The organism is Paenibacillus sp. OK076, from assembly GCF_900110055.1.
Lineage (GTDB): Bacteria > Bacillota > Bacilli > Paenibacillales > Paenibacillaceae > Paenibacillus.
The window spans coordinates 115,695-142,578 of sequence record NZ_FOCH01000001.1 but is presented as its reverse complement, the minus strand read 5'-3'; the positions used below and the strand labels follow the sequence as shown (position 1 = coordinate 142,578).

The 26,884-nt window shown below is 41.8% G+C and carries 24 protein-coding genes and 2 pseudogenes; 9 read left to right on the top strand and 17 right to left on the bottom strand.

Translation table 11 applies throughout. The features are described from left to right. Positions 1–174 precede the first annotated feature (174 nt). The 7 genes from BMY78_RS00615 to BMY78_RS00585 form a co-directional block, all read right to left on the bottom strand. Entirely contained in the window at positions 175–1,473 is a 1,299-nt protein-coding gene (locus BMY78_RS00615) for a galactokinase (protein WP_090893656.1), read from the bottom strand. A 202-nt stretch (positions 1,474–1,675) separates the two neighbouring features. Then, the gene (locus BMY78_RS00610; protein WP_090893653.1) at positions 1,676–2,494 is read right to left on the bottom strand and encodes an NmrA family NAD(P)-binding protein; all 819 of its coding nucleotides are present in this window, start codon (positions 2,492–2,494) and stop codon (positions 1,676–1,678) included. 167 nt (positions 2,495–2,661) lie between these two features. Beyond that, entirely contained in the window at positions 2,662–3,153 is a 492-nt protein-coding gene (locus tag BMY78_RS00605) for a MarR family winged helix-turn-helix transcriptional regulator (protein ID WP_090893651.1), read from the bottom strand. 273 nt (positions 3,154–3,426) lie between these two features. Next, a complete protein-coding gene (locus tag BMY78_RS00600) occupies positions 3,427–3,678 on the bottom strand; it encodes a helix-turn-helix domain-containing protein (RefSeq protein ID WP_090893648.1) in 252 nt (83 codons plus the stop codon). Next, entirely contained in the window at positions 3,659–3,838 is a 180-nt protein-coding gene (locus tag BMY78_RS00595; RefSeq protein WP_090893646.1) for a YvrJ family protein, read from the bottom strand. The genes BMY78_RS00600 and BMY78_RS00595 overlap by 20 nt, the downstream gene beginning before the upstream one ends. 3 nt (positions 3,839–3,841) lie before the next feature. Then, entirely contained in the window at positions 3,842–4,465 is a 624-nt protein-coding gene (locus BMY78_RS00590) for a sigma-70 family RNA polymerase sigma factor (protein ID WP_090893644.1), read from the bottom strand. A gap of 568 nt (positions 4,466–5,033) precedes the next feature. Continuing rightward, entirely contained in the window at positions 5,034–5,795 is a 762-nt protein-coding gene (locus BMY78_RS00585; protein ID WP_090893642.1) for a hypothetical protein, read from the bottom strand. 83 nt (positions 5,796–5,878) lie between these two features. Between BMY78_RS00585 and BMY78_RS00580 the strand changes: the two genes are divergently transcribed. The 4 genes from BMY78_RS00580 to BMY78_RS00565 all read left to right on the top strand — a co-directional run bounded on the left by BMY78_RS00580 (position 5,879) and on the right by BMY78_RS00565 (position 9,155). Beyond that, positions 5,879–6,598 (top strand): hypothetical protein, encoded by a 720-nt coding sequence (locus tag BMY78_RS00580; protein ID WP_090893640.1) that lies wholly within the window; start codon positions 5,879–5,881, stop codon positions 6,596–6,598. 221 nt (positions 6,599–6,819) lie between these two features. Next, on the top strand, positions 6,820–7,746 hold the full coding sequence (locus BMY78_RS00575; protein ID WP_090893638.1) for a DUF2268 domain-containing putative Zn-dependent protease: 927 nt from the start codon (positions 6,820–6,822) through the stop codon (positions 7,744–7,746). Beyond that, positions 7,721–8,482 (top strand): MerR family transcriptional regulator, encoded by a 762-nt coding sequence (locus tag BMY78_RS00570; protein WP_090893636.1) that lies wholly within the window; start codon positions 7,721–7,723, stop codon positions 8,480–8,482. Before BMY78_RS00575 ends, BMY78_RS00570 begins: the two co-directional genes overlap by 26 nt. 229 nt (positions 8,483–8,711) lie before the next feature. After that, positions 8,712–9,155 (top strand): hypothetical protein, encoded by a 444-nt coding sequence (locus BMY78_RS00565; protein WP_090893633.1) that lies wholly within the window; start codon positions 8,712–8,714, stop codon positions 9,153–9,155. Positions 9,156–9,201: 46 nt separating this feature from the next. On the opposite strand, the gene BMY78_RS00560 is transcribed toward BMY78_RS00565, so the two are convergent. From BMY78_RS00560 to BMY78_RS00535, 6 genes are all read right to left on the bottom strand, one after another. After that, on the bottom strand, positions 9,202–11,646 hold the full coding sequence (locus BMY78_RS00560) for a DEAD/DEAH box helicase family protein (protein ID WP_090893630.1): 2,445 nt from the start codon (positions 11,644–11,646) through the stop codon (positions 9,202–9,204). Then, positions 11,630–11,956, bottom strand: a complete 327-nt coding sequence (locus BMY78_RS00555) for a nucleoside triphosphate pyrophosphohydrolase (protein ID WP_090893628.1) — start codon at positions 11,954–11,956, stop codon at positions 11,630–11,632. Before BMY78_RS00555 ends, BMY78_RS00560 begins: the two co-directional genes overlap by 17 nt. Before the next feature lie 360 nt (positions 11,957–12,316). Further along, positions 12,317–13,150 carry a hypothetical protein gene (locus BMY78_RS00550; protein WP_090893626.1) on the bottom strand — a complete coding sequence of 278 codons (834 nt, stop codon included), beginning with the start codon at positions 13,148–13,150 and terminating at the stop codon, positions 12,317–12,319. Positions 13,151–13,159: 9 nt separating this feature from the next. Further along, positions 13,160–14,416 (bottom strand): DNA methyltransferase, encoded by a 1,257-nt coding sequence (locus BMY78_RS00545; protein WP_090893624.1) that lies wholly within the window; start codon positions 14,414–14,416, stop codon positions 13,160–13,162. Positions 14,417–14,757: 341 nt separating this feature from the next. Continuing rightward, on the bottom strand, positions 14,758–15,438 hold the full coding sequence (locus BMY78_RS00540; protein WP_090893622.1) for a hypothetical protein: 681 nt from the start codon (positions 15,436–15,438) through the stop codon (positions 14,758–14,760). A 343-nt stretch (positions 15,439–15,781) separates the two neighbouring features. Then, entirely contained in the window at positions 15,782–16,303 is a 522-nt protein-coding gene (locus BMY78_RS00535; RefSeq protein WP_090893619.1) for a hypothetical protein, read from the bottom strand. A 141-nt stretch (positions 16,304–16,444) separates the two neighbouring features. On the opposite strand from BMY78_RS00535, the gene BMY78_RS00530 reads away from it, so the two are divergent. Next, positions 16,445–16,786 (top strand): helix-turn-helix domain-containing protein, encoded by a 342-nt coding sequence (locus BMY78_RS00530; protein ID WP_090893617.1) that lies wholly within the window; start codon positions 16,445–16,447, stop codon positions 16,784–16,786. 73 nt (positions 16,787–16,859) lie between these two features. Here BMY78_RS00530 and BMY78_RS00525 read toward each other — a convergent pair whose 3' ends face one another. The 3 genes and pseudogenes from BMY78_RS00525 to BMY78_RS00515 all read right to left on the bottom strand — a co-directional run bounded on the left by BMY78_RS00525 (position 16,860) and on the right by BMY78_RS00515 (position 22,733). Then, positions 16,860–18,719 carry a DUF2075 domain-containing protein gene (locus tag BMY78_RS00525; RefSeq protein ID WP_090893614.1) on the bottom strand — a complete coding sequence of 620 codons (1,860 nt, stop codon included), beginning with the start codon at positions 18,717–18,719 and terminating at the stop codon, positions 16,860–16,862. Positions 18,720–18,736: 17 nt separating this feature from the next. Beyond that, the gene (locus BMY78_RS00520; RefSeq protein WP_090893612.1) at positions 18,737–19,546 is read right to left on the bottom strand and encodes a hypothetical protein; all 810 of its coding nucleotides are present in this window, start codon (positions 19,544–19,546) and stop codon (positions 18,737–18,739) included. A gap of 48 nt (positions 19,547–19,594) precedes the next feature. Next, positions 19,595–22,733, bottom strand: a pseudogene (locus BMY78_RS00515) (DUF3427 domain-containing protein). A 189-nt stretch (positions 22,734–22,922) separates the two neighbouring features. Here BMY78_RS00515 and BMY78_RS00510 point away from each other — a divergent pair. The 4 genes from BMY78_RS00510 (at position 22,923) to BMY78_RS00495 (ending at position 26,419) form a co-directional block, all read left to right on the top strand. After that, positions 22,923–23,288 (top strand): hypothetical protein, encoded by a 366-nt coding sequence (locus BMY78_RS00510; protein ID WP_079695017.1) that lies wholly within the window; start codon positions 22,923–22,925, stop codon positions 23,286–23,288. An 84-nt stretch (positions 23,289–23,372) separates the two neighbouring features. Beyond that, positions 23,373–24,470, top strand: a complete 1,098-nt coding sequence (locus tag BMY78_RS00505; protein WP_090893609.1) for an ABC transporter permease — start codon at positions 23,373–23,375, stop codon at positions 24,468–24,470. A 6-nt stretch (positions 24,471–24,476) separates the two neighbouring features. After that, entirely contained in the window at positions 24,477–25,724 is a 1,248-nt protein-coding gene (locus BMY78_RS00500) for an ABC transporter permease (protein ID WP_090893608.1), read from the top strand. Continuing rightward, complete coding sequence (locus tag BMY78_RS00495) at positions 25,724–26,419, top strand: ABC transporter ATP-binding protein (RefSeq protein ID WP_090893606.1); 696 nt, start codon at positions 25,724–25,726, stop codon at positions 26,417–26,419. Before BMY78_RS00500 ends, BMY78_RS00495 begins: the two co-directional genes overlap by 1 nt. A gap of 97 nt (positions 26,420–26,516) precedes the next feature. Here BMY78_RS00495 and BMY78_RS33670 read toward each other — a convergent pair. Continuing rightward, a pseudogene (locus tag BMY78_RS33670) lies at positions 26,517–26,826 on the bottom strand (hypothetical protein); the annotation flags it as partial. Positions 26,827–26,884 lie beyond the last annotated feature (58 nt).

Here is a 26,884-nt window from a genome sequence, read left to right as displayed (position 1 = left end):
CTAAGAACAGGCCATTCTTTCAGAACAAGTCCGGATCAAGCTGTCTTCCCTCGTGTGATGCACAGCAAAAAGCGATCCTCTTCCATGACCAGCGTCAAGTTGGAGAACCGCCATAATGTACCGTTTAATACAATTCAGTCGGGTTAAACATCACAGTGTGATACAACGATTACATTAGCCCACGTTTTTGATCAATTCATTCAAGCACACAGCACCCTGCGCACGCACATTAACCACAATAATTGGCGTATTCAGCATACCGTGCATCCAGGACATATACTCCTCAACCTTTTCGTTGGGAAGAATCGTCAGAATGACCCCTGCAAATCCACCGCCGTGTATACGGCAAGCGCCATCACCCAGCTTTTGCAGATAGTTTTCAGTTAACGCCAATGCGATACCAATCTCCTGTTCCTTCACCGAGCCGCTCTGATATACATTCTGGAGCCATTTCCAGGAAGAGTTCCCGGATGCCGTAATCAGATTCAAGAAATCAGCAAAACTACCTTCCCGCAAGGCCTGTACCTGACCGTCCACTCGATTGTTTTCCTCCAAGAAATGCAGCGCACGCAGTACCGCGCGATCCCCTGCAGCTTCACGTACCTGCTTGAGATTGGCGTAGATCGCCTCAGCCGTAATTTCCCGGACATATTCGCTGCCCAGCGCTTTAGCAACCGCTCTCATCTCATATGGTACAGCAGCGTAATCCTCCGTCAGATCCGCGTGATTCCCACCTGTGTTTACAATGACCAAGGAGTAACCATTTTGTTGGAAATCCCATTGTACAGGCTCAATTGCAGGCTCGGCCGGATTTTCAAAATCAATCGCAATTAGCCCTCCATAGGCACAAGCCATCTGATCCAGCAGACCGGATGGTTTATTCCAATAGTTGTTCTCCGCATACTGACCAATCTTGGACATGACGACCACATCTAATGTGCCCTCATTATAGAAATGATTCAGAATCGTACAAATCAGCATCTCGAACGATGCCGACGAGCTCAGCCCGGACGCCGAGAACACGTTACTGGAGATGTACGCCTGGAAGCCGCCCACTTTGTATCCGAACTTCTCAAATCCCGCAGCCATACCACGAATCAAAGCTGTAGTGCCGTCGTCCTCAGCCTTCGGTGCCAAATCTGTGAGATCGATTACATATTTCTGTTCATAGCCTTCTGAATAAAAGGTAATTACCGAATCCGTCGTTGGCGCAGCCACCGCTATCGTATCCAGCGTAATACTGCCCGCCAGCACCTTGCCGTGGTTATGATCCGTGTGGTTGCCGCCAATTTCGCTGCGTCCAGCCGCACTGAACAATTTGCTGCCCACTTGTACGCCAAAATACTGTTCGAATGATTCATTGAGCTTGGTGTAACGTGCTGTCTGTTCTTCTAGTTGTTGCTGACCGTACATTTGGGCAAGCAGCGCTTGGCCTGAAGTGGATTGGATCAGTTCCAGTGGTTGAGTGTTCATTGATAATCCTCCTATGGATATGCAGCATTTATTTTTTGACGTAGATGATAAACAATACGGGGAACAATTCATTCCCGTTTACTCTCCCATTATCTCAGCTTCGTTTGGTAAAAGGTAGGGTAGAATTGCAAGTTTGCAAGCGTTTTTTAAATTGATTTTATTTTACAATCATAGGCTTAACTTCGCTCCAATTGGCGTTCGCTTATTTCAGAAAGGGTGCGATGCTATCCTTCAACGAAGTTACCGGATGACCCATCCATTGCTCAAGGTCCTTCGATGTAGATACCGTATCTATACTACTTAAAAAAGGGTAGATCCAGTGCTGCACTGACACATCCTCGCTGTGAATAACGGTCTTGCCTGCAAACGCTGTAAGCACCTCAGCCAGATCAGCAAAGGTCCAAGTTTTTGGCGCGGCCAGCTCATAGATTTGCTGCTCATATCCTTTGCCTGCGAGTACGTTCGCAATTGCCTGTGCAAGATCGCTACGTGTTACAGCATTGAACCGCCAATTTCCGGGACGAGTTGTCAGTACACCACTTTGTATCGCCTCATTTAATCCAAGTACATCCACAAAATCAATGTACAGCCCGTTGCGCAAAATCGTATACTTCATACCTGAATCAAATATGACCTGCTCGGTAAGTCTATGAACGCTTACTGGAATTTTAAGACCCGTCTGAGGAAAAGCAAAGCTGGTATAGAAGATATGTTCAACTCCTGCTTTCTTCGCTGCATGAATTACACTAGTATGTTGAGTTAGCCGCACCGTATCATCGGTATGTGAGCTAGAGATCAGCAGCAATTTATTCACACCGTTAAAAGCTTTCTGGCATGTTTCCGGACTATCATAGTCCATGAAGCGAACCTCTCCACCCTGATCCTTTAATGCTTCTAAGGTTGAGGACATACTCAAATTACGGACACCTGCAATAATTTTTGTAGCCGGAATTTTATCAAGCAGATTTGCGATAATCAGATTGCCTAATTGTCCTGTCGCTCCAGTAATCATAATAGACATCCTATTTTCCCCTCCTTTAAATGAAATTATAATCAAGTAGTTAAGTTATTAACTAAATGGACAGAATGATCAGCTGGACTTTAACATATTCCTCGCTGGACCAATCATATCCATTTCCACACAACCCGCTCTAGAATCTTCTGATCTTATCACCGTTTTAAACTGTATTAAGACATGTTCAGCTTCTGTAACAAAATGATCAACTGATGCTGCTCTTGTTCATCCAATTTGTCCATCTGTCTTGCTACAGCTTCACGATTTCCCGGAAGATGCCCACTCAATAATGTCCGTCCAGCATCGGTAATGGAAATCACCGTCTTGCGACCATCTCGGGCATGTTCAGCTCTCGCGATATAACCATCACGCTCCAGTGGTGTTAGCAGTAAGCTGATATTAGCCTTGGTGACACCAATTTTTTCGGCAAGCACTGAAGGTAGCATCGTTCCCCCATCTTTGGCAATCTCCACAAGCACACGGATTCTTGCTCCATTCAGCCCCTTCGACTGCCAGTATTTTTCCGATACAGCTACCAGGTTGGCAGTAGCCTCAACCATTATGAAAAAAGCTGTATTCGGCAGTGGCAGATGAAGCAAGTATTCCTGCAGCGCATCTTGTTTAGAGTCAATTGAGGGCAAGTTTTCTTCTTGTAATTGGTCCATACGGTCTGTTCCTCTCCATTTAGTTAATAACTTAACTATATAGTTTAAGATAACTTTCTCTATTGAAAATGTCAATGTACCCATTTGTTCAAGACTCCATATCCCCTTTCATTATGCCTAGCAGAAACGATATCAATATCGCTTTGATGAAGCCACTTTAGATTCTTATTTTATTGACAAATTACCCTGTGAATATTTCACAGTGAACTAAAGACACCATGAAATATGGACAGGGTTCAGATTTAGTTTTTTTAAAATATAATCCCTCGTTTTTCATTCGGCATCAAACAGTTGTTTGCAGAACTCCGAGTATGTAGGTACATGCTCCAACTCATAATTCATGATCTTAATGATCAATCCTTCAACAATGGTCTGTGACAGATCGTCACGCTCTTGAGGTCTCACCTGATATCTCATCCGCTGAATGATAGGTTGAAATGCACTAATAATTTGAAGCATGCTCTCCCGATCCCCACTCTGTGCCTTCTGCACTGCATCATAAAATTCAACGTTGTTTTGATTCATCTTTAATCACCGCTTTAATTACCTCTATAAGGGTATTAATATTCACTGAGAGTTGATCCAGCTTCTTCTCAAATCGGGTAAATAAATATAATGTAATCATGATGGGAAAACCGACCTGACTGATTCCACCTATAAAAGTCGCAAATGCGCTATTGTCCATTACTTACTCCTCTCTAACCAACACGGTTTTCATTTTTTTCAGAGCTGCATTTCTTGTCTTCGCTATCGCCTGCTGGCTAACCTGAAGTCTGCTCGCAATTTCATGATCGTGGTAACCCTGTCCATAATATAGTGTAGTGACATGCTTCTGCTTATCCGTTAAACTATCAAATGCCGATTCCACATGCTCATCCGCAAAGCCTTCCTGGAAATTAGTAGATTGTTTATCCGGCTGTACATTATCCACTGAAGTTTGATAGGCACTCATCGTCTCACCAATACACATACTGGACTCGTCCGAGGATGGCCTGTCATAGATCAATACATTTCGGGTAGCATAACGCTGATTACGCCGCATCTGATCGATACTCATGAATTTGAGCGATGATGTGACATAAGTGATAAATCGAAATTGAAAGAAATATTTGCGAAACGCCTCATTTAACTCTTCTTCCTTACCAGCCTCCCCTCTCAAGGACTCCAACAATAACTTCTGGTGCTTCTCCTGTTCGAAAAAGTTTAGAACAACCCGATTATGGAATAACGCGGGATTCTGATGCTTGTACTCCTCAAACTGTGCAGTCACCGAATGTGTTGGGTAATGACAAATCTTCTCTAAGGAACTCATATGACTCCGCCTCCTTCACTTTTTATATTTAAGAAGGCGTCTTTGGCAGAAGAAAAAACAACCATAAATAAGAACATTTGTTCTCTTTATTATACTATATTTTTTCCCATATCGTACAAAATAATTAAAAATCCATCCCTCAGATGATTATCCTCATGACCCTGAGATATAAAAAATAAGACACCAGCACAATTAGGCTGATGTCTCATTATCACTTTCAGGGTGAATAATCCTTATCTTTGGAGATTAACGACAGAGAAAACAAAAAGATAAGTATTTTTTTCATCATATACTCCATATTAGGTTGTTTTTAGATAAGTCCATCACGCTTTATGAAATAGATTGGCACCGATCAAATAATTCATAGAGGTGATTACACATATCTAACCAACGCAGGTGTAGATGTAGTGATTACACGAACTTCAGATAATACTGTAGGCATTAATGATCGCGGGGTTCTGGACGATACAAAAACAGCTGTTGGATCTCTTGGTGTATTGCGATAACCGTCAGGAGCCACGTAATTAAATAGAAAGCTGGGAGACTAATCTCCCAGCTTTACTTCGTTTTACATTGCTTTTGGATATTCATTGAGGCGTTTGTTCACATCCAGCCCAATCGTGACCTTCCTGGTTTTGCGATTTTCGGAAGAAAACCAGTTTTTTAATGCTGAATACTCGCTTGTTTCCAACGCTGCCGTTTCAATGTTGAATTGGTTATTATTTATCCAATCATATGAGATGATGGGCCAAGTTGGCTTCAACATAAATGGCTCTTCAAGAGCAGCTGATGTATACGGAATGATTTTTAATTTTTCGAGATCTACGGCAACAAGAATTTGTCTTTTGACCAGACTACCTTCGTCATAAGCGTAACGAATTAACACCTTTTTATGATCTGAAGAAACTTTATAATCCTGAAATATGCCCACAGGCATGGTTAGACCTTCGCTTTTATTCCCATCGGTTTGGACTAGAATGGTGGAACACTCCTTGGACCCACACCCATATTTTAGCATCACATACATATTAGAAGAAGGTACATCCAATGAAGTAAATTGAGTGCGCGCAATCTCCGTTTGAATATCCCCTTCATTCAATAAATAATTCTTATACTGAGGAATGTCGTTAAGGGATAATTTTACAGATTCCCCCTCACTTTTGATTTCAACGATATCAGGTAAAGTGGATAATTCGGTATGCGGGAGTTCCGTCTCGGTGGAGACTGTTTCAGTCGCCTCACTCGCGGATGAGCTGGTTAAGTACAACCAAACCGTACTCCCTGAACCGACAAGCAACAGGAGCAAGAAAGGGATCATATATTTTTTCATAACCTTTTTCCTCATTTCAGGTTGTTTTAAAGTCGACTTCGTTCGCCTTATGAGTATTCCCAAACATAAGGAGATGAAGTTATATGGCACTTACAGACAGCTTGAAAGACAAATTGTTGAGAAATACCGGATTTTTTGAAGGAAACGATGGTTATTCCACCGTTTCAGGTAATTTTGATGGACAAGGAATTTCGTTCGGCATTATCCAGTACAACTTTGGTCAAGGGACCCTGCAACCTTTACTAAAAGAGTACATTCAGAACAACGAAACCGAGTTCAAAGCCGTATTCGGTACTTCCAAAGCCGCGACCCTGAAAGATGTGGTCAACAACAAAACGAAATCACAACAAATTGATTGGGGCGCCAGTATCTCAACAAGCGGCGGTAATGTGGTATCCGAATGGAAGACACTGTTTGAGTCCATGGGGGCAAAGTCTGCGAACCAGGCACTTCAACGTAAATATGCCGAAAGTTATTTTGATCGCGCTGTCACCTTCGCTGGCAAATTCGGCATTATTAGCACGCAGGGGCTTGCCTTCTTATTCGATCATTCCGTTCAGTCCTGGAGTCTTTCCGGAGAAAGCTCAATCATTTCCGAAATTAAATCTCTCGAAAAAGCATGGAGAGATATGGGAGAGACAGGTCGTTATCCCGATAAAGAACGATTGTATTCTGTCTTGAAAGGAGTTAGCGGCTCAGATCCAATTGCCCGTAGAACAGCTATTCGTAATGGATCAGGCACCGTACACGGAAAGAGTTATAACATTTCAACATTTGGATTGTCATACTCGACCAACTTTTAATTTGGTAAAAGCGGAACACCCCCTCGTGGGGTGTTTTTCCAATTTAAAAGCATTATATAATAAGGATCTTTGGTGGGGGTTTCAGTTCTGTCTCAAAGTTCAAAGGAATTGAACCAAAATTGTAACAATTAGTAAATAAACTATTTAGCGATTTCTCCTTGACTGTTACGTCAGGTCATACTTGATAATGATCTCAAGTTCACCTAAAGGAGAGATTAAGGATGAAAATTACCGCTTTGCGCTCAGATCAAATCTATGAAGAGATCATTCAGGCTGCACCCGATGAGAAATTGGAGTTATACCGCGAGCGAATGATGGGTCCTTTCATGAACAAATGGAACATACAACATATCCCGTTTCGCTCTCATGAGCCTCACGGCTTCGATGTGATCATGATGAATAACTTTATGAATATCGCACCCGCAGATATCACACCTGAGATTAACGAATCGCTAGCAGCGATTTCGTCTGAAGCATTTTGGCAACAGTGTCATGAAGCCGTTCGTACGAGTCTATCTACCTTTACAGATCATGGGATTGAGCTGTCTGTCTCCGAATATCTATATACGATTTTATTAGGCGATAAGAACAGTCCATCACTCACCATGAACGAAGGTATCAGCGGAGATGGCGGCATTCCTGGTTATATTATTGCGAACCTGATTCCGGGTGCGTATACTTTACCTCGTATTCAATCCGTGTTAGCTCATGAATGCAATCATAATGTGAGATATCAATTTATCCAGTGGAATCCACAGATTACGCTTGGAGAAATGGTTGTTAGTGAGGGGTTGGCAGAGAACTTTGCGACATCGTTGTATGGAGAAGACTTACTAGGACCCTGGGTATCCAAAACGGATATGGAGACATTGAATACCGTAATCAAGCCGAAAATGAAAGACCAGCTGCATGTCACAGGTTTTGACCAGATTAATCCGTATCTATACGGCGATGAACTTGCCATCATGCAAAACTTCACGCCCGTTGGTATGCCCTATGCGGCTGGCTATGCCTGCGGTTATCACTTAATCCAATATTATTTGAATAAAACAGGTACACCGATCACCGAAGCAACCATCACTCCGGCAAGTGACATCCTTGCGGAAACAAAGGACTTTTGGAATGAAGACACCCTATTTCACCGTTAAAGATATCATTCAAATAACAGGCATCACCAAACGCGCATTACATTATTACGATAAAACGGATCTCCTAAAACCGAGCAAAGTCGAGGACAATGGCTATCGGTATTACGATCAAGAGGCACTGGGGAATCTGCAAATGATTCTATTGTTCAAAGAAATGAATTTCCCACTGAAAGACATTGCAGCCATGATGCAACTCTCCAAAGAAAAACAGAAAGATATCCTAAGAGAGCACCGCAGTACACTCGTTCAACGCAAACAAAAACTCGAAACCATCATCGGCCAGTTGGACGAGTATGTGGATGGGACGGATATCTCTCATCTTAATCTGTTTGACGACTCATCCATTCTGTCCATTCGAGGGCAATATGAATCTGAGGCGAAGTTTGTATATGGAGACACCGAGAAATATCAGGAATTCGAAGCTAATGTGAACCAACTGTCTGCGGAAGAGCAAGAACAAGCTTACCAGCAGTTCTCGGTCAACATGGAGCAGGTATTTCGGGAGTTGGTGAAACATCAGGATCTATCTCCTGTATCTGATGAGGTACAAGCGTTAGTGGGAGAATGGAAGAGTTGCCTGGAGCAGTTTATGGTCTGTGATACAGAGATTCTGAGGTGTATTGCAGAAGCCTATACGACGGATCGTCGCTATGCGGGTTATTTTGATCAGTTTGGCGATGAGGGATTTTTGAGGTTTTTGCATCAAGCTATTATGGTTTATGTGGAGGGTGGGTAAGACCTTTGAGACCCGTTTCCTAGTATTAGTATGGTTTCAAAAGTAGACTCAGGGCAGTAAATGTCTCCCTTGCCGTATTTCGCAACGTCCTTTCGTACCAGTTCAGGAGATCTTCCATTAGGAGTCAATCTCGAATTTGGAACTCATACGGATACTATGAACGCATATCCTTCCGTATTACAGCCTTAGATAGAGATGTCAGTTTTATTAAGTAAAGAGGTGATCATACATGAAAACAAAAAGTGAAAAGCTACCCACACTCTTTTTACTTATATACGCTGTCCTAATGCTTATAAGTTACAGTATCTATCTATTTTTAGAGAATACCCGATTAAGTCACTCTCAACAATGGCTATCTGAAGGTATCTTAACCCAAGATGATGTTAATTCCATAAGCCAAACCGGAAGATGGACAACCATCTCAGAATCTGCGTTCCTCATTCTATTCGTGATTGCATTCATTTTTGTAATGTATCAATTCCAGAAAAAACCTTTAAAACATTTTCTCATCTTCAATGCAGCATTATTCATTGGGTTTGCACTAATTAGTTACGTGGTTTCACTTGCTAGCTCCATGCCGATAGGTAATTCAGTTCAACCCGTTATTATCCCTGCGTTTTTACTTGTTGCCCTGTGTATCTATACGTTATGGAAAACAAGAAATGGAAAATAGAAACCAGACTACATACCATAAAACGGTGTGTAGTCTGGTTTTTCGTTTAACTAGGGTTCCCCCGCTCAAAATACACATGCAACCGATACAGACAAATCTCCTTCGTCCAGCGATACAGCAACGCCCGTTCCTCCGCATCCTGCACCTGCACATTCAGCGAGAACAGGCCATCCTCGAATCGCGTCATGCTGCCCTTCGCCCCGCTCCACATCGACATCGGCATTTCAATAATCAGTTTCTCAATCCGTGTTGCCGTCCTCTCGTTCCATTCCCAGAGCGCCAGCTTGTCCTTGTCTGAAAAGTCTTTCCGTTTCCGGTATTCCTTCTCCGTCAGATACGTATGGAAAAATCCAGCCATCTCCCCCGGCGTGATCGGGTCCATCCAATGCGCTTCGCCTCGCTCCAGCATGTACAGTAGCACGATCATCTTGTAGCTTTTGTTCATGATCGTCTTCTCTACATCGCGTAGCCACGCCTCATGCCGGACGTACATCTCTCCCTCGGTCGGGGAAAGCAACTCCGCCCAATACAGAAATCCAACATAGGAACCGAATTCGCTCCGATACCCGATACTCTTCGAACGCCCCATCAGGTGCAGCTCCAGATACGTCGGAATACCCCCCAGTTCTCGCTTCACACTCAGAAAATCCTGATGCAGCTTCTCGCGGCGCGGTAGCCGTTTGCGGCTTAGCTCCTGAAGCAGGTTCACTACCCGGGTCTCCAGATGAATCCCACAGTTAGCCGGAACCTCAGGCACAGCCGAATCCATCGTTTTTCCGCTTCGTTCCTCGTCTCCGTGTATGTCCAGAAGGCTCAGCTTCACATCCGCATTCCGGTAGTTTCCAATCAGGTCGATGATGACACAATGCGATTTGCCCTCCGCCAGCCGCAGACCTCGCCCCACCTGCTGTGTGAACACCGTGAGCGACTCGGTTGGACGCACGAACAATAGCGTATCCACACGTGGAATATCCGTACCTTCGTTGAACAGATCCACCGTCAGCACAACCTCCAGCTCACCCGCATCAAGCTGCCGAATCGCTTCCTCCCGCGACATCTCCGATGTACGCGAATGCAGACTGAGTACCTTCACGCCCTGACTGCGGAAATACGCAGCCAAATAATCCGCCTGCCGGATCGACGAGCAAAAGCCAATCGTTCTCGTCTGCTTGTGCCGGACCCAGGCCGCATAGATCGTCTCTACATGCTCCTCTTGCAACTGAACGGTCATGAGCTGTTCCTCATCATACTTTGTCCCGATCCAACGAATCTGCGAATAATCCGTATCGTCGAATACCCCGTAATATTGAAATGGAGCCAGCCAACCTCGCCGGATCGCTTCAATAAAATGCATCTGGTACGCCACATTCCCATCACAGAGCGCATACACATCCTTGCCATCCAGTCGATCCGGGGTCGCCGTAATGCCTAGCAAGAACTTCGGCTGAAAATGCTCAATCACCGACATATACGTCTTCGCCGCCGCATGATGGAATTCGTCCACCACGATCAGATCAAATGCATCTACCGCAAACCCATCCCGGTGCTTCTGCATACTTAGCGTAAAGATCGAAGCATACACACAATCCGCCGCCCCATCCTTGTGCTGTCCATTATAGATGCCATGACTGCGCTCCGGCATGATCCGTTGAAAAGACCTCTTCGCCTGAAACAGAATCTCTTCCCGATGCGCCACAAACAACACCCTCCTGAACCGCTGCGCGAAGAAACCCGCCAGATACGTTTTGCCAAGCCCGGTCGCCATAACGACCATCGCCTTGTCGTACTGCTCCTCCATCGTGCCATGAAGTGCTTCGAGGGCATCCAACTGTGCAAAGCGCGGTTGAATCGGCACCAGCGACAGCTCGGCGGTTTCTTCCTCTTTGTCCTCTGGCAGACCTGTGCCAAATTCCGCTTCTTCCATCTCCGTGATGCGCTGGATCATCTCCGGGTTCTTCTGGTGATATTTGCGGTACTCTTCCTCATACAGTTCAATCGAATCCGGGTTCACCGGCAGGGTTGTCTCGTGGTAGAAGCTCTGCATGAACTTGTCCAAAGCCATCTGGAACGTATACGGCTCCGCCTCCGCATTCATCGCCAGATTCCATTCATACCCCGTCTTCAGTGCTGTGAAGGAAAAGTTCGAAGAGCCGACGATCAGTAGTCCTTCGCCGTTGTCATGATCGAACAGATACGCTTTCGGGTGAAAAGAAGTCCCCATACTTCGCCACAGCCGCGCTTCAATTCGTGGATCGACCTCACAGAGCGCCCGTAAGCCCTCCGGCTGCGTGATATACAGATAGTCTCCCGCGAGCATCCGCACCTCGGCTCCACGTTCTGCTGCCCGTTTCAAATGCGGAGCCAGCAGTTTCACCCCGGATTGCATAATAAAGGACGTCATAATATAAATCCCGGATGCATGCTGCATCCGGGCAATCAGTTCGTCTGCCAAGTAATCTGTAATGAGTTTAACGTTAAGCTTCGTCGACATCGATCAGATACACTCTCTCCTGGAATCCACCGCGTGCCTCAGCCTTGTCCGCCCGTAGCTTATCCAACTGCGCCGCATTCGCTCCATGCACCTCCGCCAGCGCCCGGATCACTTCGAGCATGTCGGCCAGTTCTTCCAGCGCTTCCTGATCGCTTCCTGCACTCATGTACTCATCCGATTCTTCTTGCAGCTTTGTTCTTAATTCTTGCTTATATTCCTCAGGGTTCAGAATACGTGTGCGGCATTCCTTACCGCTGGATGTGATAATATGCGGAATCTTGTCCCGCACCAATTTGTTGTATGTAGGCATGTGGTATAACATCCTTTCTGCTGTGAGAGCCTTCGAGCCTCGCTCCAGAATCTCCCTTTTTGCCATTATACCATTTGCTATGGGGAGGGATGGGTTGATTTTGTAATGATTAGAAGCAGGAAAGAAAAAAAACTTATTTTCTGATGAGGAGAAAATAAGTTTCATCATTAGTCAAATACGTAGCTGATAGGAAATAAATCGTCGCAAGAATAAGCATGTAATCCTGATAGGATTACGGCTCCTGTTTTTTACCGATACACTTTATTTGTGTGTACCTCAATTCACCTTTTCGCACAATTTTAAAATCTTTTAACAAGGGAATTTGTATTAGTATTTTTAACATATATTTGAAAATTAATACTATAGTTCCTCTTCTACATCTGATTTATCTAATAATATTTCAGCGTCACCTAGTATAAACATAGCCTGCTGTTCAATACTAGAATAAGCTTCATTAGCGAAATATATCCCATCTATATTAGAATCATCTAATCTTTGTTGTACGCTTAAATGTTCTGTAGGAAAAGGGAAATATATAAAAGCGTAGAACTTTGTATTTGGATATACTTTTTTAAATTTAACAGCTTTATTGATTATTTCGTCTGCTCTTTTATGAATATCCCTTTTCGACTCTATTCTTTTAATATCAATCCCTACAGAAAATGTACCAGTTATAGGTGTAGCAGCATCTAACTCGTATTCTTTCTCTTCATAGGTGAATTTTCTCTTAATAAAACTAACTCTTGAATTAATATTGATCGCATCTAGTACTGTCTTTTCCCAGTTACCTTTATTTTTTCTTATCTCCTTATCTACAAAGAACCAACGATCCAGTTCACATATTGCAGGAATTGCAAGCTCATTAGGTAACATAGGCATAATATATCCAGCTAAAATAGATGCACTAGATACTGTGAGCCTCCCTTTGTATGTGTCAATATTTATTCCTAAGTCTCGTACAATTGCTCTACCCGCAACATTCACAACAGTAATCAATGGTTTCACTAAAATCGGAAAATTAATGAAGACCTCAGCCAGTTCTGCCGCTGTAATGTTTCCAAAATTTATAAAAGGAACTTCTTTATATATAAGGTTAGCCTCGAAAGCCTTAATTAGCGTAACCTCTATCTCTCCTTGTCGTTCTATAACACCTGCTACTTTTGCTACTTGTTCTCTATGATTACTATAGTCCATTAACTGAAATCACACCTTTCTATAAACTACTGCATCTTCATAATATACTTTATTTTTAACGTACACTGATGATTTTGAATTCACATGGGCTATATGATTTTTAATCACTTCACGTTTAACAATGAAAGCTTCGAGACCTAAGTTTTCACCCATTTCGACGTACATTTCGCCTAATTTTCCTTCAACGTCCTTAAAATAAGAAGACTGCACTACAAGACAGGCTTGCCCCCCTGATCGTAGGACTCTTATAATTTCTTTTATTGATTTAAGTGCATCTCTAAAATACTGTAAGTAGATAGGTAAATAATAGGACTTTGCCGCCTTGGTATCATGATTTTCAACTTTAGTTAAGAATGTTTTACAGATATCTCCCCACAAAGGATCAACCTCTAATCCTTTATCGCTAATCACTGGTGCTCCCATAGTCCTCCGCCTAAGCGTGTCAAACCCAGAGTTCTCTTCATATCCCAAAAATAACAATTCAGGTTTTGTTGATACAGCATAGTCAATTCTTGTTAGATATGGTGGCGAAGTGATAATATAGTCAACGGAATTACTATCATAACTTAAATCCTTACTGTCTCCCTCCACTATCTTTGGAATAGGTATGCTCTTAATCAAGAGGTTATTGAAAGTTCTTTTTAAATCTTCATTCATAGAAAATGCTACTTCTCTGAATAAATTAATAACATTGATCTCGTCAATTGAGGGAATAAGAATATTCTTTGTAAGCCATGTAGGATTACTACCATTATTAAATGATCCTATTGAACGAATACAGCGGAAAAGAACAGTGTAAAAGAAAGCTATCAAATAATCTGGATAACCTCCACTTCCCAAACAAATATCTATAGCCGTTCGAATGGACTGTAACTGTAGATTATATTTCTCTTCAATAAAAGCGTTATTAATAACATTGACACTAAATAAATCATTGAAATCAACATTATCTATAATAATTTCAGCATATTCTAACAGATTATATTCAAGTAATTTTGCTGATTTAGCTTTAGAAAACAAAACCATGACTGGATTAATTTCATTACCTAAACATTGTATCCCCCTTTTTTGGCATACTAATGCAGTAGTTCCACTCCCCATCCATGGGTCTAATACAACAGATTCACTATTAACCCCTAAATAACTCAACATGTCTTCTACGAAGACCTCTGAGTAACCCGCATAGTAAGGATGCCAACTGTGGACTCCTTCTCTTTCGTTTTTTTGCCGCTTGGCACTTCGAATATTTTCAGCATCTATATTCATCTAAAACACCTTTCAGCTGTTATACAACTTTCAATTCATGATGTAGTATAACATACTGTAGAAACTTTGTATTAAACACCGATAAGTACCTTTAGTTGCTCATATCCCACTGTTTTTTTCACCCTGCTATGTAAAATGATTCAAATTTAATTCCTTCGATTGTATCCTCGTTTTTATTTCAAACTATTTAGTATAAAACTTAAAATAAGGAAAATAAAAAAACTCCTTAAAATTAAGAAGTTTTTAAGAAAATATCCTTTGTAGTGACTTCATCTCGAATCTCATTAAAACTTTAATTGCCTAGCAAATTATTATATACGAGTAAACCTATCTTAAAAAAACTATAGATTTCTTTTGGCTTCCGTATATACCAAAATTATTTTAACAACACTATCAAGTAGAAGCTTACATGTATTTATAATGAAATCTGATGAATTTTCAAGAAAAAGGAGTTGATGATAAGTATCTAATCTAAATGTTCGAGTATCAATTTTCTCAAAATACTTTAACTTATCAAATAACTCCTTATAATCAACTGGATGAACTACTCCACGACTGTGTACAACCCTATTACGTATTGCTAATAGTAATTGTAAGTCTTTCCAGTTGCTTGATTCGTACAATTCACTAAGAGGGATCACCTGATGAATGCTTTGCAAAGCCCTCTCAATTGTGGAACCACTTAATTGCTTGTTACCAATTGATACGATTTCTAAATTTGAATTATCTTGAAGATCCTTATGAATCTTTACAATAGTATCCTCAAGCTCTGTAATAACAGATGTGAGTATCGATGATCGAAGTAAATTAGGATAATCAACAGTCAATTGATTCACACGATCCATATTGTACTCCCAAAATTCATCTTGCTCCTCCAGACTGTATTCTTCTGCTAACTTCTGCATTCTTTCGAGTTGTGAGGTTGATTGTGCCCTAATTAGATTCTCCATATCAATAGAGTATTCTTGAAAAAGATCGAATTGAAAAATGAAAAGTCTATAAAATAATTTAGCTCTAACCATGATATATTCTCCTTTTTGAATCATAATTAATTCCGAAATTTAAGATTAATCATCGGTTACCAGATTCCAATGATATATAGTTCCAATGTATATGTCCACATAGTACCAACTGAGTATAGGCATATCTTCATAAGATCTAATTTTACATTATTACCGTCCCTTCCTTTATAAAATGAATCTTATACTTCTCTACATCTTTTTTTAAATAAAAATCCATCCTTTTATTACTTTTTTCCTATTTCAATAAATATATCAATATTGAAAAATTTGATGGCTACAGAAATAAGATTGTTCCCTATGTTTCGGTTCAATGTACTCATTCATCCGGTTTAGCTGGTTAGTATTAGGGGAACTGTGTTGAATCATTCATCAATCGGACGGATAACTCGTCCAATATCTCTTCTGTTCTTAGAAAGAGCTTTCCGATGTTGTTCAGTTCTAGTGGCTGGTCATGTGGGTAATCTGCTAGGGATGACATATGTTGCATCGTGCCGATAAACAAGGCAATATCCAATCCGGGTTCAGTGTCCGTATGCACCAAAGGCAAGATTACGTTCATGGTGAGTTCCTTGGGTGGATGAACTGAATGATACTCATGGATATAAAGCGCCTTAATCATGGAGGTTAGAGCCCAATCACATAGAATCAGGCAGGCTTTAAACTGATTGTGATTACGCATGATTGCTGCAAGTTTGAGGTGATATATAGCATGTTGGTGATAGTCCGATATTGTAGTATGTAGCATGTGGTAAGCAGGAGTATGTTTGGATCTAGGTTGTGTGGAGATATCATGGTCTTGCGAACGTGGAGTAAAATCTACTTGGTGATTACAATGTGCTTCGATTATGGACCAATTTCTTGCCATTGTCATCCCTCCAAAGAGTTAATACCAGTATTATACAATAAAATGATACTTATAGTAATCAAATAAATTATTTGTATTCTTCGTTTGGTGTTTACCTTGAGAAAACTTGTCTACACTTTTGAACATAGAGAGGTGAATACCATGAACGAGGACAGAGAAGTTCTGAAGCTGGTCGGAGCCAGAATTCGCGCACTACGCAAAGAAAGAGGGTATTCACAGGAATCCCTCGGAGAAAAAGGTGGATTTCATTTTTCATACATAGGACAGATTGAACGTGGAGAAAAGAATGTTTCTTTGGTGAATCTGGCTAAGATCGCTGAGTCACTGGAAGTGAACTTAATTCAATTATTTGCGTATGTAGAGGAAGAGTTTGAAGTAACTGAAGATGAGAAGCAAATCAAGGGAATTGTACAACTACTAAGAAACTCTAATTCAGAACATATACGAACCGCCAAAAATGTTATAAAAGGAATATTGATGTGAAAACGGAAAACCCTATCCTTCTATTTATGGAAGGATAGGGTTTCTCTCTACTTTGCATAGTCCCTGGTGCATATCATCTTAAATTTGCTCTGCTGCATAAATAATTCATCAATTCTTGATCCCTACAATACACATAACAACCTTTCATCCCCCGAGACATCAAGATTTTATAAATATTTTTGATAAGTTTTGTTAGTTCCTCATTCTTAAATTTAAGCCCTCGTTTTCCCATTCTATCTTTGTACTCATCATAATCTGAATAAAGTTCCATTTTATTCGAATCATATTTTAGATCATTCCCTATAATTACGCCTACATAATCAAATTCAAGACCTTGAGACGTATGAACACATCCAATCTGATCAATACCACTCTCATGGATAGCCCAAGTACTTGATATTGAACGAGCATTCCAAGGCATAGCAAAACGATGTTCTTCAATAATGACATCCGGAATTTCCCCATTGCGATTACCTTCTTTATCAGCTGTCCAATTCCAAGCAAAACCTGCTAACATCCTCGCCTTATATCCCTGATCGTTTTTACTTTTGATTAGATCGTATACTTCGTTAGGCGTGTCTACTAATTTGAATTCAAAAGAATCTTGATCCCAACCATCGAAATTAGCGGTGGGACGAATCTGTAAAGCATCATCAACCCAATTCAAAAATCCTTCTGCTCCAGAACAACGGAACTGTGCTGCTAGTGAATATTCATGCACTTCCGAATCATATAGGGCAGCTAAACGTTTAATCTCGTCTATAGAACCTATATCTTCAGGACGAATACGTTGAAAATCATCTATGAAAAACACATTCACTTTAGATGCCTTTATGATATCTTCTATCTGATTTTCTCCAAGATATTGATATGCTCCTTTGCCTTTTAAGCGATGCGCCTCATCCACAACTAGTACGTCATACATATCAGCTGGCTCTTTGTAAAATTGACTTGATCCCGTAAATAACACCTTTGTCCTAGTTTTGTTTCTAGCTTGTCGCTGAGTCAAGGTCTCTACCATAACCGTCCGGAATGAAGCATTCGGGGCAATGAATTTAACATTCAACTTATTTTTAAGTAATCCACCAAGGGCATTCATAGATATCACTGATTTACCTGTTCCAGGCCCACCTTGCACAATGATTGTGCGTTTTACATCTGTTTGCTTGGCAAGACTCATAATGGCCTCGTATGCAACCTTCTGCTCATCAAGTAAAACAAAATCAGAGTTCCCTTGAAATAATCCATCGATATGATCAATTAGTTTCTTAGAAGGACGAATCCTACCATTCTCAATTAAATAAAGTAAATTAACTCCATTTCCTTCACCTACATGCCTTTTTAGAAAATTTTGAAGTTTAGAAGCATCATCGGCTAGAAACAAAGGAGCTTCACGGATGATATCCTGATATTGATTATATTGAAGGGGGTCCGGGTGTACTGTCCTGTAGTTATGTAGATATGCACATGAGTATCCGTTAATATCTTTGGAATATACGGCCTCATTCATATCACTCAAATACTGTTTGTATGACCATGCTTGATATGAAGGATGCGGTGTCTCTCTTGTTCTACCTCCAATAAAGGCCCTTACGACATCCTCGCGATCCATAGCTTCTACTGCATCCCATTGTTTTAACTCAACGATCACAAAGTTATCATTCTTTTGTTCATCCTGACCTGCAATGATAAAATCTATTCGTTTACTTGTAGAAGGAATGTTGTACTCAATTAATATCCCGCAGTCATCTGCTACCTTCGAATTACGGATAATTTTCTCCATAAACTGCATAGAGTTGTTCCAAGCTCGTACTTCCCCTTGATTAGGTCTTTTTCCCATACCTTTAATAAATGCTTCTTCAATCTGAACTGTAATTTGGTTGTTATCAACTGATTCTCGGAAAGCTAATGCGTTACTGCTGTAGATAATCATGATGCACCGCCTATACGTTATTCATTAGAATTTTTCTTTACTCTCAATATATGAATTTTCTCTGTTAAAACATTTTTTCGCTCTTCAACTCTATAAATGGCTGCTTCTTCTTTAATCTTTGAATTACCTAACAGAAAGTTTTCTTTATCAATAAGATGATAAACAAACCACTTTAAGCTTGTATCATGCTTATCTGTGATATAAAAACAGTCATAATCATATTCACTAAATTTTTCATTAATTTTCTTGTTACTGAATTTTATAATAATCATAAAAACTAAAGTAGATAGACCTAATACTATGGTAACAGCAACTATCGTTAATATGAATTCATCGCTTGGAGTAGGTGAAAAGCTTACCTTTCCTGATAATATTGATTGAGCAACTGAAATTGGAAATAGTGAAAACATACATAAAGTTTGAACTAACAACATGAATTTCCACAATATAATATTCTGTACTCTAGAAAGATTTTTATCGAAATAGCTGTTTTCCCTAAGAGAGATATACAAGATTAGTAGATAAGAGAAAGCACCTATAATAGAAACATATTGGATGAAATATTCACTTACTTCAATAAAATAATATACAGTTGTTAAGATTACACTTAAAACAAAGCCTAGGATTAACTGGGACAAAAAATATATAGTCTTGAGAATCATTTTCTTTTCTTTCGAAAAAAATAACTGTTCTATCTTGGAAGATGTTAGTGTCGTTATGAATTGATTTTTTCGTAAAAATGTATATAAAGCACCGATAAAAATAATTATACTACTTAGACCACTTAACCTTGAAAGTAAAGACCATTCAGCGATTTGACTCCACACTTTCTATAACAACTCCATTCTAACTTTTAACTTCTAATCTAATATCCGTTAAACAATACACTTATTCGCCACCGCTACCATTTTCGCAGGTATCTCTTCCCGCAGTCGCCATACAAAGCTCATCGGTTTGTTCCCCTCATGACTCACATAATCCGCTTCGCCTAAGAAGACAAATGGAGATGTATAGCCATGCTCTTCCTTATACTCCCGCACGAATAGCGCGATCCGATTGCCTGTCTCGCGATGATGAATATACCGTTGCGCGGTAGCCGTATGCTCTGACACCCTGCTCTGAGTCTGCCAGTGGAACAAACGCTCGTTGATCGCATAGTCCTCGTACAACGTTGAGGGTGAGAAATCTTTGTCCGATTTGTTCAATGTAATGAAGAAGATATCGGTCTGTTCATCGGCAAAATACTTCACGCCTTCACGGAAGGCGGGTGATTGCTCAGCGTTCCAGTAGCCAAAGGCGGCAAGCACTTGGTCGATGGAGTACATACAGTGGATATCCAGTGGACAAGTGTACGGGAACGAATTACTTTTATCCACAAATCGCAGATGAGCCAGATTATATTTGAAAATATCCACAAGTTCTTCTCGAAAAGCCTCACAAGACAGCACGCGCTGCACACCCTCTTCAATGCTGCTCAGTCCTAGTTTCTCGGGCGCAGCCCGGTGGAAGGTGTAATAGAACATGATCAACATGCGCCGTTCATCCGCGGTCGTCGGTTCTTTGCCTTTTTCGATATAGTCGATCAGGAACGTCAGCCAGCTTCGGGAGTTGATCGTCAGCACAGATGGCAGTCTGCGGATATACTCATCCTGCTCACTCTCGATAGGCTCTGTCAGTCCAGCTTCGGCTAACATACCGCGGAAATACCTTCTCCCCGTACGTCCACCATAGAATTCATAGAGTTTCATCCCGTGATGCTCTAAAAAATGAGCCAAGGTCAGCGGCAGTCCGGTGTCTTGCTGGAACGTTTGCAGCTTCTGGATCAACGCTCTACGATTGCGGCTCATCTGCTTCAAGTTGCGCATGATGTATTCCTTCGCTTGTTTTTCCAATTGAATGAACGTGCCGCGTGGTAAGTTCGAAAAACCATTCTCGACGTAGTACGAGATGGAATGTTTGGTAGCGCCGATCAGGGCGCGGAATTTATCCTGGAACCTGTATTCCTGATGCGCTTGTCCGATGAAGTCGAGCACGGTCAGGCACTCTTTGCCATCCGCCATCCGCAGTCCACGTCCCAACTGTTGCAAGGAATACGGTCAGACTCTCAGTAGGACGCAGGAACAGAATCGTGTTCACCTCAGGGATATCCACGCCCTCATTGTACAGATCCACGACAAAGATCATGCGCAGTTCCCCGTTCACCAGCTGTCCTTTCGCAGAATGACGTTCCTGTTCGCTCGACCCGCCATGCAGGGCTATGGATGGAATGCCGACTTCGTTAAATATTTTTGCCATATACATCGCATGATCCACCCCAACACAGAACCCAAGCCCCTTCACATCGTCCAGATCGGTTACGTATTTGTTCAAACTTTGGATGATCTGGTTGGCACGAATTTTGTTATGAGTATAGAGCTTCTCCAGTTCGTTCAGATCGTAGCCTTTTCGCGACCATTTCACCTGAGATAGATCGACAGTATCGGTGACGCCAAAATATTGAAAAGGACTCAGCAGTTTCCGGTCAATGGCATCGGTTAGACGGATCTCGGCGGCAATCGTATGATCGAAGTAGGCAGAAATGTCTTTGCCATCCATCCGTTCCGGTGTTGCAGTAAGTCCTAGCAAAATCTTCGGTTCGTAGTGAGACAACAGCCTCTGGTACGAAGGCGCAGCGGCATGGTGGAATTCATCCACGATAATGTAATCGTAATAGTCTGGGCTGGTGATCTCCGTCAGCTTCATGGAGTTAAGACTCTGAATGCTAACAAACAATTGGTCCAGCGCCTCTGCTCGTTGATTCCCGACATGCAGCTCGCCAAAGTTCATATCCTTCAGGATATACCGGAACGTGTCCCGGCTTTGCTTCAAGATTTCTTCCCGATGGGCGACAAAAAGCAGCTTGGCTCCCGCATGGCTTGCCCGGAATCGCTTGTAGTCGAAGGCAGAGATGACCGTTTTGCCAACACCTGTGGCGGCGACGATCAGATTGCGGTTTCGTCCGTACAGCGTACGCTCGGCGTGAAGCTGTTCCAGCACTTCTTTTTGATAATCGTAAGGCTGGATGTCCAGGTGAAAGTGGTTAGACTGATCTTTTTTACGATTCAGAGCGGCCTTCAACTGTAACTCATGTCCTTCATCCTCAGCCACATATCGCGTAAATTCGCGGTCATTCGAGTAACTCTCGAAGGTCGCTTCAATCTTGCGCAGCACGTCGAGTGAGTCCTTCTCCGTCACCTTGAGGTTCCACTCCATACCACTGGTCAGCGCCGGGTTGGACAGGTTAGAGGAGCCGACATAGGCTGTAGTGAAGCCAGTGTCACGTTGGAAAATGTACGTTTTGGCGTGCAGCCGTGTCACTTTGGTATCATACGAAATCTGGATCTCTGTGTTAGGTAATTTGCTAAGTTCAGTAATAGCCTTGAGGTCGGTTGCTTCCATATAGGTAGTTGTGATGATCCGCAGCTTGCCTCCGCCAGCCGTGAACTGTTGAAGCTGTTCCAGCAGCAGGCGAAGCCCGCTGAACTTGATAAATGATACCAGCCAATCGATCCGATCGGCGGTCACGATCTCCTTTTGCAGCTCCAGTAACATACTCGGCTCGGACTTGGCACCTGTGAATAAAGAGCTTTGGGAGATCGGAGTATCTGGACGAACGATTTTGGTATCCCGGACAGCCCGAATGCTGTTCAGCTTGGAATACACATGGGTCAGTACCTCCCCCTGCTCATCCAGTTGCAATTCGTTGTACTCTTCTTCTCCCAGTGTGCCTTTCAGGGTAGCAATAATCTCATTACACGTTCGGATCTGCGCCAGTACTGCGGCGCTGTCTTCGGACTGTTCCCGTACAATCTTGAGCGCTCGTCGGGTCACCGCCGCCAAATACGTGGACAGCAGCTTGCGTGCTTCCTCTGCATCCAGCTTCTCAGTCCCAATGTGATACACATCCGGGTCCAGCGCCGAAATCTCCTGTCTGGTGATTGTGTTGATAAGCTGTTCATATATACCTTGCTTCATGAATGTACCTCGTGTGGGTGTAGGATGGTTGTGGATATGTAGGTGATTTCATTAGTTGATTTGTTATTCACAAATGTAAAACCAGTATTAAACTGTAAATTTTTTGTAAAATTATTGTTTTTCAACTATCTTATAAGTTAATATTTGGATGTGGCCACAAATATATCAAAAGGAGTAGATTCCATAATCATGAAGAGTCTATTGAAAAAATCCATAATTACTCTTGCACTTACTGCATGCACGGTAGGTGCTATATCTGCGGCCTCATTTGCATCATTCAGTTTTGATTCGTACGCAACGACTACAGGTAGTGGCGGAAGATTTATCGTTACCGCATACACTGCTCAAACCAATGAACCATTCATCAAATCAATACATGTCTCAGCCCGAACTAACGATGGTACTTATGAGTCTCGCAATAAAGAAGCTTCGCCAACGGATCAAGTAACTCTTATCATGACTACTGCAGGAGCTGCAACTAGCGGTACTTCCTGGCATGATTGGGTCAGCGCAGTAGATGAAGCAAACCGTACGAAAAGCATAAATTTCCGCTGATCCTTCCCGATCTTACTTCATATTATCCAAAACGTGAATAAGGCTGATACCTTATTCACGTTTTCCTTACTATTGGAGGAAAACATGCGACATATCTTTAACGATATATGGATTAACAAAAAGATTTTTGTGATGCTTTTTCTCGGCTTTGTATTAACTGTACTGCCGATCCTCATTTCTCTTTCAACTCAAGAATACTACGACAAGATTTTTTACTATTCCAAGAATGGAAAATACGAACATTACTATTCAGCAACTTTGACAAACATGAATCAAGTGAATTATAGCTCACTTCAAGCTATTGCTGAATCAATTACGTCGAATACAAGTGTGATCACCCAGAACATAACCATATTTCATCCTGAGTTAGGCAATGTTCAAGTCGTCGGAATGTTGAATCACAACTGGTCGCCTCCGTTACTTGAAGGTACCGGAATATCTTCCGAAACAGCCAATGCGGTAATGACTGGAACCATGATATCCAAACACGTTGGCCCACTGGAACTATTCGATAAAAAATACAATGTTACGGGGATTGCGGGAGACAACACTGGAAAAGAGTCTATATCGGTATTCAACTATACAATATTCACTTCCTTTGAGGGATTGCCGGATGTTATTAAACACGAAATAGAACAAAAAAAATCCATTGAACTTCTATTCAGATCGGATCAAGACACAACTAAAGAGATTCAGCAGTTTATTTCAGAGGTACAGCGAATTACCCCTGAGGTTAGGGCAACGATTGAGAACATAACAAAGTCTTATGAGGTAGAAAAAAAATCAAGGGCGGGTGTAAACGAAGTATTAAGTTATCCATATAAACTTTTTATCATTTCGCTCATTAACTGTATAAATATAAGCTATCTGTGGATTTACTTGAAGCGAAAAGAAATCTCGTTGCGCAAAGCTTTGGGAGCTAGCCATTTGCAAATTATTGCTCACCTGTTCAGTCAACTGCTTGTGTGCGCAGTAGTGGCATCCGGCTTTTCATTTTGTATTCAATGGGCCCTCAGCCGTACCAGTTTCGCTATCATTGATGCCACAAGTTACGATGTGCAGTTGAATTACATGCATATCATTCTTGGCACATTCATCACCCTTGCTACGGCAGTCATTACTGCCATGATTCCGCTTCTGCTCATTCTCAGAACAGAACCAGCGCAAGCCTTAAAGGAGTAGACCCTCATGTATAGAATCAAAGATGCGCTCAGAGCATTGAAAAACAGATGGGTGATATCCATACTTTTACTTATCCAGTTTACATATGGTTTGTCCACCATCACTGGAAGCAGCAATATCTTTTTAAATCTATATGACATGAACTTTAACTCCCTGCTCGATTTGAAAAGCACATATGTTGTTGTGCCTGCAAAAGGAAGTGCTTCTGCTCATATACTATCTAAGGAACAAGTGGACAAGGTATACAGTCAATTGGAACAGCATCCCGACGTCATTTCATTAGGTACGTACGCCGAGGAGATTTTACTACTGGATACGTCTTCGAACCCTGACCGAAGGTTAATGGATCAGCTGACCCGGAGCTCTATGACATCGGGGCTGAACGAGCCCTTTATTACTGGAATCATGATTGATGAGCAATATAATGAACTTCTTAATGGGCAATTTGCAGCTGGCACCGGATTTACTTCGCATGATTTCAGAAAAAATAGTCAAGGGCAAATGCCCATATTGGTCGGCTCCTTCTTCAAGTCGTATTACAGCCTCGGCGACCTCATCAATCATAAATACAAAATTGTCGGCTTCTTGCCTAATAAATACTTGGTGTATAGCAACACATCCAACGTCTACTTAAAGCTGGATAAGGCATTCATAATGCCTATGCCCACAGATCGTTTTGATAGTAATGATGCCATCTCATCAAGATTACAACAGACAACCATCCTCACGTTGAACCCTAACGCCAATGTGGATGAGTTAAATAACATCTTCAGTTCAAATCAAGTCAATCTGACTCTGAAGAATTTGGGTACATCCGTTCATGAAAACATCGAACAAAATATGTATCTGGAGACCTTTCAAACCATACTTGGATTGGCTTTTGTCCTGTTTTCAATCACTGGAATCGTGGTAACTACGATCGTCTCGCTGATGATTCGCAAAAGAGAATTTGGCATCAAACTCGCTTTGGGTGAACGTCCTTTAGGCATATTAGGTCAGATTACGATTGAAAATATCCTGATCGGGGTTATTGGCTTCGGGTTGTCTCTAATCCATTTTCAATGGAAATATAAAGAACTGCTCCAAATCTCCAAAGAGATAAATATGCTTAGTCCGTTAGACTTCAAATTAGATGGTTCCATTCTATTCATCATTTTTATCATCTTTAGTTTCATTATCGTCGTTTCCAGTTTCATCATTTATTTATATATACGAAAACAGGATATAAAATCGCTCATCGGAGGCATGGAATGATGGAACTTATTCAATTAAAAAACATCACCAAAGCGTATCGTCGCCAATCCCCTGACGCCCCTGCCCTGGAAGATATCAATCTTACTATACACCGCGGAGAGTTGATTGCCATCATGGGACCCTCAGGCTCCGGTAAAAGTACCTTACTCAATATACTGGGGTTTATGGATCATCCTACCGAAGGCGAATATCTTTTTGAGGCTCAACCTCTGCAACGAATCTCGTCTCGTCATATTCATAGGACAAGAAATCAAATGGTTGGATTTGTTTTCCAACATTTTGCCCTGCTCAAAGATTATACAGTTCAGGATAATGTTATACTGCCACTGACCTTTCGAAAAGGAAAACATAAAGACAGAGTAGCCAAAGCCACACATTATCTTGAAAAAGTCGGGTTAGCATCGCATCGTCTAAAAAAGGCAAATGAACTGTCCGGGGGCCAGCAACAGAGGGTGGCCATCGCCAGAGCCTTGGTGGGAGAGCCTGAATTGATCTTGGCCGATGAGCCCACTGGAAATTTGGATCGACGAACCGGTGAAGAAATCATGGATCTCCTGCAACAATTACACCATGAAGGTAGAACGATTATCATCGTGACGCATGATGATGAGGTTGCCAAGCGATGCGACCGCATCATTAGATTAGTTGATGGAAAAGTCCTTACTGATCAGAATAACTATCAACACCACGTTTAAAATGAATCTGCAAAATGATGGGCCGAGTAACTCCGATAATTAGCATTAGAGTTCAGTTTAGGACATCATACGTGGCTTGATAGACATCAAACTCATTAGGTGTATCAACTTTCCCGACAATTTTACCGTTAATATTTGGTATCCGGACCGCACGCATGCTGTTCAGCTTGGAATACACATGGGTCAATACTTCCCCCTGCTCATCCATCTGCAATTCGCTGTACTCTTCTTCTCCTAACGTGTCTTTCAGGGAGGCAATAATCTCATTACAGGTTCGAATCTGCTCTAATACGGCCATCTTATCTTCCGTCTGTTCCCGCACAATCTTGAGCGCTCGCCGGGTCCAGCGCCGAAATCTCCTGCCTGGTGATGGTGTTGATAAGCTGTTCATATATGCCTTGTTTCATGAAAGTTCTTCCTATTGCCTCTAAACGGCAGGAGTACTCCACTTTGAATGTGCATCTC